This is a genomic window from Actinokineospora fastidiosa, from assembly GCF_014648415.1.
GTDB classification, from domain to species: Bacteria; Actinomycetota; Actinomycetes; order Mycobacteriales; family Pseudonocardiaceae; genus Actinokineospora; species Actinokineospora fastidiosa.
On sequence record NZ_BMRB01000010.1, the window covers coordinates 40178 to 55419 of the forward strand.

Consider the following 15242-nt stretch of genomic DNA (forward strand, 5'->3'; position numbering starts at 1 on the left):
CAGTAAATTCGACGGCAGGAAATTTCGGTGACCGAAGGATATGGTGGGCCCGCACGGGCGGCAACCGGAGGGGCGGCATGGCGGACGGACAGCGGTTCGACGACGAGGTGCTGATCACCCTGCTGCGCAGGCTGACCGTGGAGTCCGACCGGTTCGCCGAGATGTTCGCCGAGGTCCACGGCGTCCACCGGACGGACATGAACGCCCTCGCGGTGATCATGGACGCGGCCAAGGCGGGCACCCCGCTGAGCCCCACCGCGCTCGCGGCGGCGCTGAACCTCAGCAACTCGGCCACCACGTCGCTGCTCGACCGACTCGAACGCGCCGGTCACGTCGAGCGGATCCGCAGCGCCCGCGACCGCCGCAAGATCGAACTGCGCATGCGGGACCAGGCCCGCGAACTCGGCATCGCCTTCTTCGCGCCCCTACGGCAGGAACTGCTCGCCGCCTGGCGCGACCTCCCAGATGACCACCGCGCCGTCATAGGCCGGTTCTTGACCACCACCATCGACGCCACGGTGACCGCGCGCGGCCGGTTCGTTGAGCCGTAACGGACGCTGGTGATCGACGGCGTAGGTGGGAGATCATCTTGGGTCTCGGCTCTACGCGAAGGAGCACCCCGATGACCGCGACCGACCCCACCACCGACGTCGAGTCAACCGTCACCCGCTACTGCGCCGCCTGGAACGCCCACGACGTGGACACCTTGCTGTCGATGCAGGCCGACGACATGGTCTTCCACCTGCACCTGGAAGGCGCAGCCGAGGTCAGGGGCACGGATGCCCTTCGGGAGCAGTACGCCGCGTTCTTCCAGGTAATGCCGGACTATCACGCAGAGAACCCGCGAATCGTTGTCCGCGGCGACCTGGCGGTTATCGAGTACACCATCACCGCCACCCTGGCCGCAGACTTCCCCATCGGCCGGTACACCGGCAAAGCAGGCACCCACGCCCGCTTCGAAGCCGTAGACCTCCTCCACCTGAAGTCCGACAGGATAACCCGCAAAGACGTCTACGTAGACGCCTTCGCCATGCGCGCGGGCTGGGACATGTGACCCCGCGTCCCGCCGCCTGCTCAACGAACCAACCGCCGCGGCTGGCCTAGGCGGCCTCCAGCCGCCAGGGATTTGGGTACCGGCCGGGAGAGTGCTGCCCGGGGAGACCGGGCAGCACCGACCGGCTGCGTCACTTCGGCTGGTCCGCGCCGACTAGCCGCGAGCGCGGGCCGATGGCGGCGCCCGCGATCAGGGCGGCCACCGGGATCAGGCCGAGGACCGCGCTCACCCCGACGCTGCCGCCGGTCACCAGGGTGAAGTTGGAGACCACCAGCCACAGGCTGACGAGCAGGCCGACGACCGCCACGACGGGGGCGACCACCGTGGTCCACGTCCGTCCGGCGCGGGCCTCGGGGGCGCGCAGGAAGAAGGCGACGACCGCGACCGAGGTCAGCAGCATGAGCAGGACCATGCCGACGGTGGCCACGCCCGCCATCGAGCCGAAGACGCCGACGAGCGGGTCGAGGCCGACGAGGGTGAAGACGAGCACCAGCACCAGCGCGGTGCCGGTCTGGACCACCGAGGAGAACGCGGGCGAGCCGTGGCGGGGGTGGACCCGGGCGAGCGGCGCGGGGAACGACCCGTTGCTCGCCAGGGCGAACTGGTAGCGCGCGATGACATTGTGGAACGACAGCACGCACGCGAACACGCTGGTGCACAACAGGACCTGCATGACGTCGCGCAGGACCGTGCCCAGGTAAGTGCCCGCCGAGTCCAGCAGCATGTTGCCGCCGCTGCTGAGCGCCTCGTTGGCCACCTCGCCCGCCCGGCTCGCGCCGATGCCCTCGATCAGGCTCCAGCAGGAGACCGCGTAGAACACGCCGATGATCAGCACGGCCAGGTAGGTCGCCCGGGGGATGGTGCGCTCGGGGTCGCGCGCCTCGTCGCGGAAGACCGCGGTGGCCTCGAAGCCGATGAACCCGGTGAGCGCGAACAGCACCGCGATGCCCAGCGGTCCCGACGCGACGGCCTCCGGGGTGAAGGAGGCCCCGCTGATCCCGTCCGCGCCGCCCGTGCCGATGATCGCCACGTCGAGCGCGACGACGACGGCGATCTCCAGCACCAGCGCGACCCCGAGCACCTTGGAGCTCAGCTCGATGTGCCGGTAGCCGAACAGGCCCACCACGACCAGTCCGGCCACGGCGAAGACCCACCACGGGATCGAAGGCCCGCCGTAGTGGGTCACCAGGTCGCCGACCGCCCAGCCGAAGTAGCCGTACATGCCGACCTGGATGGCGGTGTAGGCGACCAGCGCCACGTACGCGGTGCCCATGCCGGGCCTGCCGCCGAGGCCGTGGGTGACGTAGGAGTAGAACGCGCCCGCGTCCCGCACGTGCGGGGTCATGGTCACGAACCCGACCGAGAAGACCAGCAGCACGAGCGCGGCGATCACGAACCCGACGGGCGCGCCCGCGCCGTTGCCCGAGCCGATGGCCAGCGGCACGTTGCCGCCGATGACGGTCAGCGGGGCGGCGGCCGCGATGACCATGAAGACGATGCCGCCGGTGCCGAGGCGGCCCGCCAGGCGCGACCGGGGCGCGGGCTCGGCGGTGGGCTCGTGGCTGTCGCGGGTGGTGGGGATGCTCATGGCTGGTCGTCCTCACGGGAAGGGGGAGGCAGGTAGAGGCCGGGACGGCGGTCGGTGAGGTACGGGTTGTCCCGCTGCGCGCGCCGCACCGCCTCGGGGCTCACGTCGGCGACGAGCAGGCCGGTGCCGTGCTCGACGCGGTCGAGGACGTCGCCGGACGGCGCGACGACGCTGCTGCGTCCGATGTAGTCGAGCGAGCCCTCGCTGCCGTCGTGGTTGATGTAGGCCAGGTACACCTGGTTCTCCCAGGCGCGGGTGCGGACGAGGTGGTCCGCGGTGAACTCGAACGGGGTCATCTGCGCGGTGGGCACCGCGACCAGGTGGGCCCCGGCCAGCGCCGCGGCCCGGACCGGCTCGGGGAACTCCACGTCGTAGCAGATGAGCAGGGCGACGGTGATGCCGTGGAACTTGGTGGTGCAGACCAGGTCGTCGCCGGGGGTGAAGTAGCGGCGGTCGAGGTCGCCGAACAGGTGGGCCTTGCGGTAGCGCGCGGTGACCCGGCCGTGGTCGTCGATGAAGTACGCGCTGTTGTAGTACGCGCCGTCGGCGTGCTCCGGCGCGCCGAGCACGATGCCGACGCCGGTGCGCGCGGCGATCCCGGCGGCCGGGCCGACCAGGTCCTCGCGGGCCAGGGCGTGCACGGCGTCGCCGATGTCGTACCCGGTGACGAACAGCTCGGGGGTGATGAGCAGCCGGGCCCCGGCGGCCGCGGCCTGCTCGGCGGCGCGCTCCAGCGCGGCGAGGTTGGCCCGCACGTCGGCGGGCGCGCTGGGCGTCTGCAGGCCCGCGATCCGGACGGCCTCGGGATCCTGCGGCGGCTCGGTCATGCGGTGCACTGTCGATCGTGGACAGGCGGACGGACAAGTGACGATCCGTAAACCGTGTGGTGTGTTCGGCGACACACTGTCAAGGGGTGCGCGCGGCCTGGTCGTAGGCGAGCACCGCGAGGTGCAGCGTCAGGCGGGTCTCCGCGTCGGCGATGTCGCGGCCCAGCACGTCCGACAGCCGCTTGAGCCGCGCGTACACCGCCGGGCGGCTCAGGTGCAGGGTGCGGGCGAGCACCGCGATGTTGCCGTTGGCGGCCAAATAGGTGCGCAGGAGGTCAAGCAGCTGGTCCTGCTCGTCGCCGTGCCGCGGGGAGCGGTGGCTGAGCAGGGGTTGCAGCTGCAGTTCGGCGAACCGGTGCAGCCGGGGGTCGGCGCGCAGCGACCACAGCAGACCGCGCGCGCCGAGGTCGCGGCTGCGGTAGACCTCCCGCTCGCCGACCCGGTCGGGGTCCGCGGCCACCACGTCGGCGATGTGGGTCGCCTCCTCCAGCGCCGCCGACAGGCCGGTGAGCTTGCCCGCCGGGGCCGCCGCGGCCGCCGAGGTGCCCGAGGGCAGGCGCGGCTGGGCGGCCATCGCGCTCAGGAACGACCGGACGGCCGCGGGCTCGTCGGCCTCGGACGGACAGGGGAACACGACCGCGACCCGGCCGGGGGCGGTGACCCCGGTCAGGGCCGCCCGGCCCTGCGCGCGGGCGGTTGCCGCGGCGGCGTCGAGCGCTGCCTGGTCCAGCGCGGCCGACGGCGAGCCCGGGGACCCGACGGCGAGCACGAGGACGGCGTAGGCGCGGCCGGGCCGAAGGCCGAGGGCCCGCAGCCGCGCGCTCATCGCCCGCTCGTCGGTGAGCTGACCGGCCAGCAGGTCCCGGAGGAGGCCGCCGTGCGCGTCGAGGGAGACGTCCCGGCCCTCGCCGTGGAGCATGCGGGTGATCGCGAGCGTGTCGGCGGCGCGTTCGAGCACCGCGGCCACCCGGTCCGCGTCGGTTACCGCCAGCGGCACGACCAGCCGCCCCCACCGGCCCCGGCGCGGGCCGACCGGGGTGCACAGCCACCGCTCCGGGCCCGCGACCGCGGTCTCGGCGCCCGCGGCGGCCAGCCGCGACCGGGCCTCCCAGTCGCGCAGCAGCTCCTCGGCCTGCGTCGTGCCGCTGAAGGCGATCGCGTGGTGGGACAGGTCCTCCAGGACGACCGGGTGGTCCCCGAGGGCGCTGGCCTTGGCCAGGATCTCCTCGACGCGGGCCCCCTCGACGGTCAGCGTCGTGAACACCTCGTTGACCGTCTGCGTGAACCGCAGCCGCTCGTGCTGGACGTTGAGGATGCGGGCGTGCACGGCCTCGGTGATCTCGACGAACCGCACGGTGCGCCGCAGCTCCACCAGCGGGAACCCCAGTCGGCGCGCGGTGCGGACCATGGGCTCGGGCAGCGCGGGCAGGTGCCCGCCCAGCTCGACCACCAGCCCGCTGGCCCCGGCGTCGCGCAGCGCGGCGACGTAGGCGGCCAGGTCGACGCCGGGGTCGGTGGCGACGATCCCGGTGGACAGCAGCAGCTCCCCGCCTTCGAGCGTCCCCGCCACGTTGCTGATCTCGCTCACGTGCACCCACCGGACGGGCCGGTCGAGTGCGTCGCCGCCCGCGCGCACCCGGGGACGACCCGCCTGCACGGCGGGGGTGGCGAGCACGTCCGCCACGGTCGGGTACATCGCCGGACCCTAACACGCGGTTTTACACATCGTCGGTCCTCGTGCTTGATCAGCGGCACTGTGTAACTGGTTGGCCGGGGCCGGGCACCCGAGGCTGGGGGCAACCAGTCGGTCGTAGGCGGAGGGAACGGGATGAGCGCGGACATCGTGGGGCACTGGATCGACGGCGCGGAGGTGTCCGGGGACCCGGGCCGCGCGGCCGACGTGTTCGACCCCGCCACCGGCAAGGTCGCCCGCCGGGTGGCGCTGGCGGGCGCGGAGGAGGTCGAGCGCGCGGTGGCCGCCGCGGCCGCCGCCTTCCCCGGGTGGCGCGACACCTCCCTGTCCCGGCGCACCCGGGTCCTCTTCGCGTTCCGCGAGCTGCTGCACGCGGCCGCGGACGAGCTGGCCGAGATCATCACCGCCGAGCACGGCAAGGTCATCTCTGACGCGCAGGGCGAGGTCGCGCGCGGGCTGGAGGTCGTGGAGTTCGCCTGCGGGATCGGCCACCTCGTCAAGGGCGCGCACACCGAGAACGCCTCGACCGGCGTGGACGTGCACTCCGTCCGCCAGCCCCTCGGCCCGGTGGCGGTGATCAGCCCGTTCAACTTCCCGGTGATGGTGCCGCTGTGGTTCGTGCCCATCGCGATCGCGGCGGGCAACACCGTCGTGCTCAAGCCGAGCGAGAAGGACCCGTCGGCGGCGCTGCTGCTGGCGCGGCTCTGGCAGCGCGCGGGCCTGCCCGACGGGGTGTTCACCGTGCTGCAGGGCGACAAGGAGGCCGTCGACGGGCTGCTCGACCACCGGGACATCAAGGCCGTCTCGTTCGTCGGCTCGACCCCGGTCGCCCGGTACGTCCACCAGCGCGCGAGCGCGGCGGGCAAGCGCGTGCAGGCGCTGGGCGGGGCGAAGAACCACATGGTCGTGCTGCCCGACGCCGACCTCGGGCAGGCCGCCGACGCCGCGGTGAGCGCCGGGTTCGGCTCCGCGGGCGAGCGGTGCATGGCGATCAGCGTGGTGGTCGCCGTCGGCGCGGCGGCCGACCCGCTCGTGGCGGCGATCGCCGAGCGCGCGCGGGGCATCCGCGTCGGCGACGGCAGGCTGGGCTGCGACATGGGGCCGCTGGTGACCGCCGCCCACCGCGACCGGGTGGCCGCCTACATCGCCGAGGGCGAGCGGGCGGGCGCGACGCTGGTGCTCGACGGGCGGGACGCGGCGCTCGGGTCCGACGGCTTCTTCCTCGGCCCCACCCTGCTCGACCACGTCACGCCCGCGATGTCGGTCTACACCGACGAGATCTTCGGCCCGGTGCTCTCCGTCGTGCGCGTCAACACCTACGCCGACGCGCTGGCCCTGGTCAACGCCAACCCCTACGGCAACGGCACGGCGATCTTCACCACCGACGGCGGCGCGGCCCGGCGCTTCCAGCACGAGGTCGAGGTCGGCATGGTCGGGGTCAACGTGCCGATCCCCGTCCCGGTCGCCTACTACTCCTTCGGCGGCTGGAAGGACTCGCTGTTCGGCGACACGCACGCCCACGGCGTCGAGGGCGTGCACTTCTTCACCCGGGGCAAGGTCGTCACCTCGCGCTGGCCGGACGGCGGCCAGCGGGGGCTGAGCCTCGGCTTCCCGCGCAACGACTGACACGACGACTGACTGACACGACAGGACGGCACCCATGACACTCACCGAGCACTCGCCAGCGGCCACCGGTCGCGCCTCGGCCGCCTGGGGACACCTGTGGCCGCACTTCACCAGGATGTCGGCCGGGACCGGGCCGGTGATCACCCGAGGCGAGGGCGCCTACGTCTGGGACGACCGGGGCAGGCGGGTCCTGGACGGGCTGTCCGGCCTGTTCGTCGTGCAGGCCGGACACGGCCGCCGCGAGCTGGCCCAGGTCATGGCCGCCCAGGCCGAGGAGCTGGCCTACTTCCCCGTCTGGGGCTACGCCACCCCGCCGGTGGTCCGGCTGGCCGAGCGGCTGGCCGACGCCGCGCCCGGCGACCTCGACCGGGTCTTCTTTACCACCGGCGGCGGCGAGGCGGTGGAGAGCGCGTGGAAGGTGGCCAAGCAGTACTTCAAGCTGACCGGCCGCCCGCTGAAGCACAAGGTGATCAGCCGTGCCGTCGCCTACCACGGCACCCCGCAGGGCGCGCTGGCGATCACCGGGCTGCCCGCGATGAAGCAGCAGTTCGAGCCGCTCACCCCGGGCGGCTTCCGGGTGCCCAACACCAACATCTACCGCGCCCGCGAGCACGGCGACGACCCGGTCGCGTTCGGACGGTGGGCGGCGGACCGCATCGAGGAGGCCATCCTCTTCGAGGGGCCGGAGACCGTCGCCGCGGTCGTGCTGGAGCCGGTGCAGAACTCCGGCGGCTGCCTCACCCCGCCGCCGGGGTACTTCCAGCGGGTCCGCGAGATCTGCGACACCTACGACGTCCTGCTCGTCTCCGACGAGGTGATCGGCGCGTTCGGCAGGCACGGCACCACGTTCGCGTGCGAGAAGTTCGGCTACGCGCCCGACATCGTGACGTGCGCGAAGGGCATGAGCTCCGGCTACGCCCCGATCGGCGCGATGATCACTACCGAGCGGATCGTCGAGCCGTTCCTGCGCGGCAAGACCATCTTCCCGCACGGCTACACCTTCGGCGGCCACCCGGTGGCGGCCGCGGTCGCCCTGGCCAACCTCGACATCTTCGACAATGAGCGCCTCAACCAGCGCGTCCTGGACAACGAGGCCGCGTTCGGGGCGACCATGCGCAAACTGCTCGACCTCCCGATCGTCGGCGACGTCCGCGGCGACGGCTACTTCTGGGCGGTGGAACTGGTCAAGGACAAGACGACCAAGCAGACCCTGGACGCGGACGAGCGCGAACGCCTGATCCGCGGCTTCCTGCCCCAAGCGCTGTTCGACAACGGCCTGTACTGCCGCCCGGACGACCGCGGCGACCCGGTCGTGCAGGTCGCCCCGCCCCTGATCTGCGGCCAACCGGAGTTCGACGAGATCGAGCGCATCCTGCGCCACACCCTGACCGAGGCCACCACCCTGCTGTGACCGCCGCGCCGCCCTGACCTCGGAAGCCCGGATGCCAGGGTCAGGGCGGCGGTAAGGGCCGCACAGTCGACGAAGAGGCAGACGATCGCCCTGCGGTTTTGTCCACAGAGAACACGTTTCCGGCTGGTGGGCGCCCGCCGCGGCGGAGGGCTTACCTAGGACCTCCGGTAGCTGTTACCGTCAGTCCGGCTATCGTCGGTCGACGCACGGGAGCACGCGATGAGCATGGCAGGCAAGCCCGTCCCGCACCGCGACGTGCGGACTCGGCGGATCCGCTTCGCGTATCCGAGCGGGTCGCTCGACCGGCACTACGTCAAGGGCGACCTGGTGATGAGCCACATCGTCGCGGTGCTGTCGGCGATGTTCCCCGAAGGGGAGGACTTCTTCGTCCGCTCGGTGCGCGACCAGGCCGGGAAGATCACCGACCCGGCGCTGAAGAAGCAGGTCGCGGGCTTCATCGGGCAGGAGGTGACGCACGGCCGCGAGCACCGCGCCCTCAACGAGCGGCTCCAGCAGATGGGCTACCCGACCCGACGGGTGGACTGGCACACGCGGGTCGCGCTGCGCCGGGCCGAACGTCTCCTGAACCCCATGACCTGCCTGGCGATCACCGCGGCCCTGGAGCACTACACCGCCGCGCTGGCCGAGACCCTGCTGAGCGACGAACGCGCGCAGGAGCTGCTGGGCACCACGGAGGTGCGCGAGATGCTGCTCTGGCACGCCGTCGAGGAGTCCGAGCACAAGTCCGTCGCCTTCGACGTGTACCGCATGGCGGGCGGCACCGAACGCCGCCGCATCTGGACCATGCGCGCGGTCAACGTCGCCTTCCTGTTCGGCGTCGTCCTGCACACGATCCTGTCGCTGCTCGCCGACCGCGCCGCGTACAACCCGCGCAGGCTGTTCCGAAGCATCGCGGCGCTGCGCCACTCCCCGTTCCTCACCAGCGCCGTCGTCCGGCGCATCCGCGCCTACACCAAGCCCGGGTTCCACCCGGACGACGACGACAACACGGCGTTGCTGGAGCGCTGGACCGCCGAACTCTTCGGCGAGGGCGGCAGGCTGGTCGACCACCTGCGCTGACCCCACGCGACGCCGTGTCGTCGTCATCGCGGGGCCCTACGCCAGCGTCAGCCGACGGGAGCGGTTGGCCTGCACGAGCGGGTAGGCGCGCAGATCGACGTTGAACGCGCCCAGCCCGTGCGGCGCGACCGGCGATGCCGAGACCGTGCCGTCGAGGATCATGTCCAGCTTCTGCTGCGCGTCCTGATAGTTCACCGCCTGCGCTTTGTCCAGGTACGCCAGGAACTTCTGGTGCTCAGCCGACGTCTCGTCGAGCACGGCGGCGCTGACCCCGGTGACGTAGTACTCGTAGTTGAAGTCGAAGGTGATCTGCTGGAGCTTCGAGCACGGCGTGGTGAACTCGGTCTGGTGCGCCGACACGGAGAGGTAGTAGTACTTCAGCTTCGGGAAGTACCGGTAGATCGGCTTGTCCGGATCGGTGTTCTCCTGCACGGCCTCGTGGCACTGGCCGAGCAGCGCCACCGAGTAGGTGCGCGTGCGGTCGTCCCAGCTGTGCCGCAACGTGTCGCTGACGCCGGAGATGAACCCGGTCACCCCGCTGATGATCGAGCTGGGCACCATCACGGCGTCGAACACCGTCTTGATGAACGCCGTGCTGAACTCGGCGAGGTACTGGGTGTCGGAGTAGGTCTCGCGGGTCAGCGAGTAGTCGGTGAGTCCGCCCGCCTCCTGCAGCAGGAACTGCATGTAGTGCGTGACCGCCGGGGACCACTGGTCGGTCGGCGGCGCGTCGTCCTGCAACGGCTTGATCTTCCCGTTCGCCAGCGCGGTGAAGACCTTGATCCGCAGCGTCGAGAAGAAGTTGGCCATCTTGTCGAACACCGCGGTGCCGGTCTTGAACTCGGCGTTGTCCTTCACCAGGCTGGTGGACAGGTTGATGAAGGAGATCAGCCCGTCGGAGTCGATGAACTTGGTGCCGTCGGCGGCCGCCCGCAGCGGTTCCGGCTCGGCGAGGATCAGGTCCAGCCGTTGGTGGGCGCTGTCCATCGCGGCGTCCGGGACCGGCGCGGCGGCGGTGTTCAGCAGATTGGGCGGATGCTGCGGCGCGTTGCACTGCACCCGGTTGTTGGTGCGGCCCGTGGTGTACCCGCGCGGGATCGCGGGGATCCAGAGGTAGAGGCCGGACGGCCGGTACTCGGTCCCGCTCGGGTTCACGCCGCGGCTGTCGACCGGCCGGTCGCCGGTGATGAGCGTGGTGGGTTCCCAGCTCCGCGGCGGGTGCGTCGACGCGGGCACCCAGTACGACCCGGTGTCGAAGGTGGCGACCTGATAGTGCCAGTGCGCCGTGGTGGACCAGTCCCAGCCGTGCAGCCTGCGGAAGGTGCCGTCGCCGTTGCTCCCGTAGACCTCCACGCCCGGCCAACCCGCGATCGTCGTGCCCGCGACGGACAGTGTCTCGCACATGGTGCCTCCTCCTGGCTCGGTACGGCGGCCGCCGTACGTCGAGCCAGTCTGTGGCGGTGCGCGGTCGCGCGGCATCGTCACAATCGACTACTCAGTCACCATCGACAACTCAGGGGTCGTGGTCGGCCAGGTTCAGCTCGCGCCAGCCGCGTCGCCCCTCGGCCACCGCGGCCAGCTGGGACGGCACGTCCAGCTTGTGCAGGATCGAGCGGATGTGCGCGCGCACCGTGGCGATGCTGACCTGGTCCCGGCGGGCGATCTCGGCCGCGGCGCGGCCCGAGGCCAGCCCGGCCAGCACGGCGCGCTCCCGCCCGGTGAGCCGGTCGATCCGGTCCTGCAGGACCAGCCTGCCGCGCAGCGCGTCCAGCAGCCCGTCCCGGCGCCCGGTGGCGGTGAGCGCGCCCTGCACGGCGTCCAGCAGGTCGAGGACCGGCAGGTCGCGGTCGACCACGCCGGTCGCGCCCGCGTGCACGGCGATGATCATCTCCTGCGGGCTGCGGACCGACCCGAGCACCACCGTCGGGATCGCCCGCGCGGCGCACTCGGCGACGACCTTGGCCACCGCCATGCCGCCGCCCGGGATGATCAGCGCCGCCTGGGCGGCCGTCGCCGGGTCGGCGACGCACGTCCACCCCAGCGCGGCGAGCCCGGTCGCCAGCACGGCGCGCAGCACCCCCACGCCGAGGAGCCCCACGGTCCGCGCGTCGCCGCCGCGGGGCTGTGGCGCCCAGGTCCCCGGCCCCACCGGTTCGGTTGGATGTCTGTGCGACGACCCACCTCCCCGTGCCACCGATCACCGCAGACGGTGACAGGTCCACCGGGAGCCGGGCAACGAGCCGGACGAAGGGTTAGCTTTTCGGGTGAATCCTCCTCAGTGGAGGAAACCCGCCGCCGTCGCTGTGCTTTCGGGTCACCACTGGGCGATGAGCGGCGCGTCCGGCTCGCGCTGCCGCCAGACCTCGGTGACGCGGGCCAGGCGGGTGGGGGAGGCGATGCCGCGCACGGTCGCGATCCTGCCGTTGGCGATGTCGAACGCGACCGAGCCGACGACCCGGTCGCCGAGCACCACCAGGATGGCGGGCCCGCCGTTGACCAGCGCGTAGTGGATGGCGGGCGTGCCGCCGACGAACCGCCGTTTCGCGGCGGTGGGCTTGAAGCCCGCCCGCGCGATGGCGGCGATGCGCTCCGGGGTGTCGTAGTGCAGCAGCGTCTCGGTGAGACCCGCGCCGTCGGTGATCGCGGTGGCGTCGTCGGTCAGCAGCGCCACCAGCCGGTCGATGCGGCCCGAGGTCGCCGCGGCGAGGAACTCCTCGACGATCCTGCGGGTGGACGCCGGGTCGACCTCGTCAGCGCGGCGGCGGGCCGCGGAGACGCGGCGCCGGGCCCGGTGCAGGTGCTGCTGGCTCGCCGACTCGGTGATGTCGAGGATCTCGGCGATCTCGGCGTGGCTGTGGGAGAACGCCTCGCGCAGCAGGTAGACGGCCCGCTCGACGGGGGACAGGCGCTCCATGAGGGTCAGCACGGCCAGCGAGACCGACTCGCGCTGCTCGACGGTGTCCGCCGGGCCGAGCATGGGGTCGCCGTCGAGGAGCGGTTCGGGCAGCCAGGCGCCGACGGTGCGCTCGCGGCGCGCCTGCGCCGAGCGGAGCCGGTCGAGGCACAGGTTGGCGACGACCTTGGTCAGCCAGGCCTCGGGCACCGCGATCAGCCGCCGGTCGGCGGCCTGCCAGTGCAGGAACGCGTCCTGCACCGCGTCCTCGGCGTCGGCCGCGGAGCCGAGCATGCGGTAGGCCAGCGAGGCCAGCCGGTTCCGGCTGGCCTCGAAGCGGTCGGTGGCGGTCGCGTCCACGGGGACCACCCTAGGCGGCCGCGGTTCCGACGGCGGTCACGGCGGACGCGTCCGGCACGGCCAGGCGGCGCTTGCGCTTGGGCAGGCCGAACGTCGGGTGGGAGGTCGCCCACAGCGCCGTCCTCAGGATGCCCGCCTTGATCCGCGCGGCCGCCCGCCCGCCCAGGTGCTTCGGCTTCGCCAGCCCCCGTTCGTCGACCAGCTGCAGGATCGCGTCCCGCCGCCCGAGGCTGATGTGGTTGCCCACGTAGGTCAGCTTGACGGTCGGGATCGGACGGCCGGTCAGCCGCCCCATGATCGCCTCGAGGGCCTGCTTGCCGGTGTACCCGGCCGAGGCGCAGGACATCGGCAGCGGCAGTCCGTTGTCGCCGATGGCGCGGACGCTGTCGCCCGCGGCGTAGACCTCCGGGTGCGAGACCGACCGCATGGTGCGGTCGACGACGATCTGGCCGTTCTCGGCGACCTCCAGCCCGCTGGCGGCGGCGATGGGGTGGACCGCGAACCCGGCCGTCCACACGGTGGCGTCGGACCGCAGGACGGTGCCGTCCGCGCACAGCACTCGTGTCTGCTCGACGACCTCGACGGTGGCGTGCTCCACGACGGTGATGCCCAGCCGGTCGCAGGCCCGGCGCAGGTGGGCCCGCGCCCCGGCGGAGAGGCGGGCGCCCAGCTCCCCGCTGGCGATCAGCGTCACGGCCAGCCCCGGCCGGGACTCGGCGATCTCGGTGGCGGTCTCGATGCCGGTCAGGCCGTCGCCGACGACCAGCACGCTCCCGCCGCCCCGCTTGTCCAGGCCGTCCAGGCGCTCGCGCAGGCGCAGCGCGGAGGCCAGGCCGGTGACGTCGAAGGCGTGCTCGACCACCCCGGGGACGCCGTGGTCGGCGACGTGGCTGCCGAGCGCGTAGAAAAGCGTGTCGTAGGGGAGTTCGCCGCCGCCGTCGGCGTCGGCCAGGGCCACGACCCGCCGGTCCGGGTCGACGGCGGTGACCCTGGCCAGGCGCAGCCGGACGCCCGTGCCCGCGAAGACGTCGGCGAGCCGCACGGTCTCGATGTCCTGGCCCGCCGCGAGCTGGTGCAGCCGCAGCCGCTGGACGAAGTCCGGCGCGGCGTTGACCACGGTGATCTCGGTGTCCTCCTGGGACAGCCGCCGGGCGAGGTTCCCGGCCACGTAGGCCCCGGCGTAGCCCGCGCCGAGGACGACGATGCGGTGCTTCATGAGCTGCTCCTGTCGGTTCGCTTGGCTTCGGTGACTTGAGCGGGACAGCGCGCCGATTGCTGACAGGAACCGCGTATGGCGTGGGTCACAGCCCGCCGGGGCTGCCGAAGTGATCAAGCCGGGCACCGCGGCTACGATCGACGGATGACCCGGAGCCGCGGCCTGCCGATCATCGCGGCCGGTGTGGTGCTGCTCGCCTCCGCGTGCGATGGGACGGCGGAACCCGGGCCGTCCTCGACCGCGCCGACCACCTCCGCGGCGGCGTCCGATCCGGATGCCGATCCCCGGTCCCGGCTCGCCCGCGAGCTCGCGCCCGCGGTGTGGCTGGCCGACGGGGAGGTCAACCTGCCCATGGACGCGAGCCGGTTCGTCGCGGGCGCGGATCTCTGGTTCGACCACGGGAAGCTCTGTAAGGACGACAAGCCGGTCGCGACCGAGGTGAGCGAGTCGGGGCTGGCGAGCGGCGAGTACTCCCACCCCGCGGCCTCCACGATCCAGCCGCACAGCGAGGACCCGCTGCCCTGCACGCACGACGAGGACGCCACGCTGTACCGCACCAACAGCGCCGAGCGGCAGGTGTACGGCGACGGCCGCGGCTTCTACCTCGACCTCGACGACGATCTGCGCCGCGGCGACGGCGCGACCGCGCCCGTGTACTGGCAGCACGTCGGCGACCCGGACGGGCACGGCGCCTTCGTCTACTGGCTGTTCTACGGCTACAACGACTTCATCAACAACCACGAGGGCGACTGGGAGCGCGTCGCCGTCCAGGTCGACGGCGGGCGCCCGACCGGGATGGTCTTCTGGCGGCACAACGAGCCCGCGTGCCACCTGCCGTGGAACCGCCTGGAGTTCGCCGGGAACCGCCCGGTCGCCTACGCGGCCAAGGGCTCGCACGGCTCCTACCCGCGAGCGGGCGCGTTCCCGCTCGCCACCGCGGCCGTCGCCGACCGGACCTCCGCGGGAACGCCGTGGCACACCTGGGAGAGCCTGCGCGCGGTCGAGGAGGAACCGTGGTGGGGCTACCGCGGCCTGTGGGGTGTGATCGGCCCGGAGAGCCTGGGCGCGTCCGGCATCGCCGGCCCGAACCCGGACCGCAGGCCGACCGTCGAGTACGACGCGCTCACCACGCTGGCGTGCCCCGCCGTCGACCGCCGCTTCCTCGGCGACTGGCAGTCGCGCGGGCCGGTCGAGCAGCCGGGATCGGGGACCGCCTACCACGCCCGGCTGTCCCTAAGGGACGGCGACGTCGGCGACGACGTCGGCACCTCCCACTACCCGGAGCTGGGCTGCACCGGCTCGCTCAAGCTGCTGGAGAGCGCCCCGGAGAAGCTCGTCGTCCTGGAGACCATCACCTCCGATCCGCGGTCGAGGTGCGCGAGCCTGGTCACGATCACCCTCGGCATCGACGGCGAGTCCCTGTCCTACTTCGCCGACTACGAGCCCGGCGCGGCCGAGGCGACGCTCGTTCGGCAGTAGCGTCCCCGGATACGG

Annotated in this window: 13 protein-coding genes; 6 read left to right on the forward strand and 7 right to left on the reverse strand. The window is 72.5% G+C overall.

Going from position 1 to position 15242, the window contains the following annotated elements:
* Positions 1–77 precede the first annotated feature (77 nt).
* Both IEY98_RS30485 and IEY98_RS30490 read left to right on the forward strand, forming a co-directional pair.
* Positions 78–551, forward strand: coding sequence for a MarR family winged helix-turn-helix transcriptional regulator (locus IEY98_RS30485; RefSeq protein WP_189214150.1), 474 nt, complete (start codon positions 78–80; stop codon positions 549–551).
* 71 nt (positions 552–622) lie between these two features.
* Positions 623–1054: a nuclear transport factor 2 family protein gene (locus IEY98_RS30490; RefSeq protein ID WP_189214151.1), complete on the forward strand. Its 432-nt coding sequence runs from the start codon at positions 623–625 to the stop codon at positions 1052–1054.
* 130 nt (positions 1055–1184) lie between these two features.
* Here the strand turns inward: IEY98_RS30490 and IEY98_RS30495 are convergent, their stop codons facing one another.
* The 3 genes from IEY98_RS30495 to IEY98_RS30505 form a co-directional block, all read right to left on the reverse strand.
* The gene (locus IEY98_RS30495) at positions 1185–2642 is read right to left on the reverse strand and encodes an APC family permease (protein WP_189214152.1); all 1458 of its coding nucleotides are present in this window, start codon (positions 2640–2642) and stop codon (positions 1185–1187) included.
* Positions 2639–3469, reverse strand: coding sequence for a carbon-nitrogen hydrolase family protein (locus tag IEY98_RS30500; protein ID WP_189214153.1), 831 nt, complete (start codon positions 3467–3469; stop codon positions 2639–2641). Before IEY98_RS30500 ends, IEY98_RS30495 begins: the two co-directional genes overlap by 4 nt.
* A gap of 79 nt (positions 3470–3548) precedes the next feature.
* On the reverse strand, positions 3549–5165 hold the full coding sequence (locus IEY98_RS30505; RefSeq protein ID WP_189214154.1) for a PucR family transcriptional regulator: 1617 nt from the start codon (positions 5163–5165) through the stop codon (positions 3549–3551).
* Between the two features lie 132 nt (positions 5166–5297).
* Here IEY98_RS30505 and IEY98_RS30510 point away from each other — a divergent pair, with 132 nt between their 5' ends.
* The 3 genes from IEY98_RS30510 (at position 5298) to IEY98_RS30520 (ending at position 9279) form a co-directional block, all read left to right on the forward strand.
* Entirely contained in the window at positions 5298–6788 is a 1491-nt protein-coding gene (locus IEY98_RS30510; RefSeq protein ID WP_189214155.1) for a CoA-acylating methylmalonate-semialdehyde dehydrogenase, read from the forward strand.
* 34 nt (positions 6789–6822) lie between these two features.
* Positions 6823–8199, forward strand: a complete 1377-nt coding sequence (locus IEY98_RS30515; RefSeq protein ID WP_189214156.1) for an aspartate aminotransferase family protein — start codon at positions 6823–6825, stop codon at positions 8197–8199.
* 219 nt (positions 8200–8418) lie between these two features.
* On the forward strand, positions 8419–9279 hold the full coding sequence (locus IEY98_RS30520; RefSeq protein WP_229787759.1) for a metal-dependent hydrolase: 861 nt from the start codon (positions 8419–8421) through the stop codon (positions 9277–9279).
* 36 nt (positions 9280–9315) lie between these two features.
* On the opposite strand, the gene IEY98_RS30525 is transcribed toward IEY98_RS30520, so the two are convergent.
* From IEY98_RS30525 to IEY98_RS30540, 4 genes are all read right to left on the reverse strand, one after another.
* The gene (locus tag IEY98_RS30525) at positions 9316–10683 is read right to left on the reverse strand and encodes an Evf family palmitoylated virulence factor (protein WP_189214157.1); all 1368 of its coding nucleotides are present in this window, start codon (positions 10681–10683) and stop codon (positions 9316–9318) included.
* A gap of 109 nt (positions 10684–10792) precedes the next feature.
* Positions 10793–11377, reverse strand: coding sequence for a LuxR C-terminal-related transcriptional regulator (locus IEY98_RS30530; protein WP_189214158.1), 585 nt, complete (start codon positions 11375–11377; stop codon positions 10793–10795).
* Positions 11378–11593: 216 nt separating this feature from the next.
* Positions 11594–12532: a sigma-70 family RNA polymerase sigma factor gene (locus IEY98_RS30535; RefSeq protein WP_189214159.1), complete on the reverse strand. Its 939-nt coding sequence runs from the start codon at positions 12530–12532 to the stop codon at positions 11594–11596.
* Between the two features lie 10 nt (positions 12533–12542).
* Positions 12543–13748: an NAD(P)/FAD-dependent oxidoreductase gene (locus tag IEY98_RS30540; RefSeq protein ID WP_189214160.1), complete on the reverse strand. Its 1206-nt coding sequence runs from the start codon at positions 13746–13748 to the stop codon at positions 12543–12545.
* Between the two features lie 144 nt (positions 13749–13892).
* Here IEY98_RS30540 and IEY98_RS30545 point away from each other — a divergent pair, with 144 nt between their 5' ends.
* The gene (locus tag IEY98_RS30545) at positions 13893–15227 is read left to right on the forward strand and encodes a hypothetical protein (protein ID WP_189214161.1); all 1335 of its coding nucleotides are present in this window, start codon (positions 13893–13895) and stop codon (positions 15225–15227) included.
* The last annotated feature ends 15 nt before the right edge of the window (positions 15228–15242 follow it).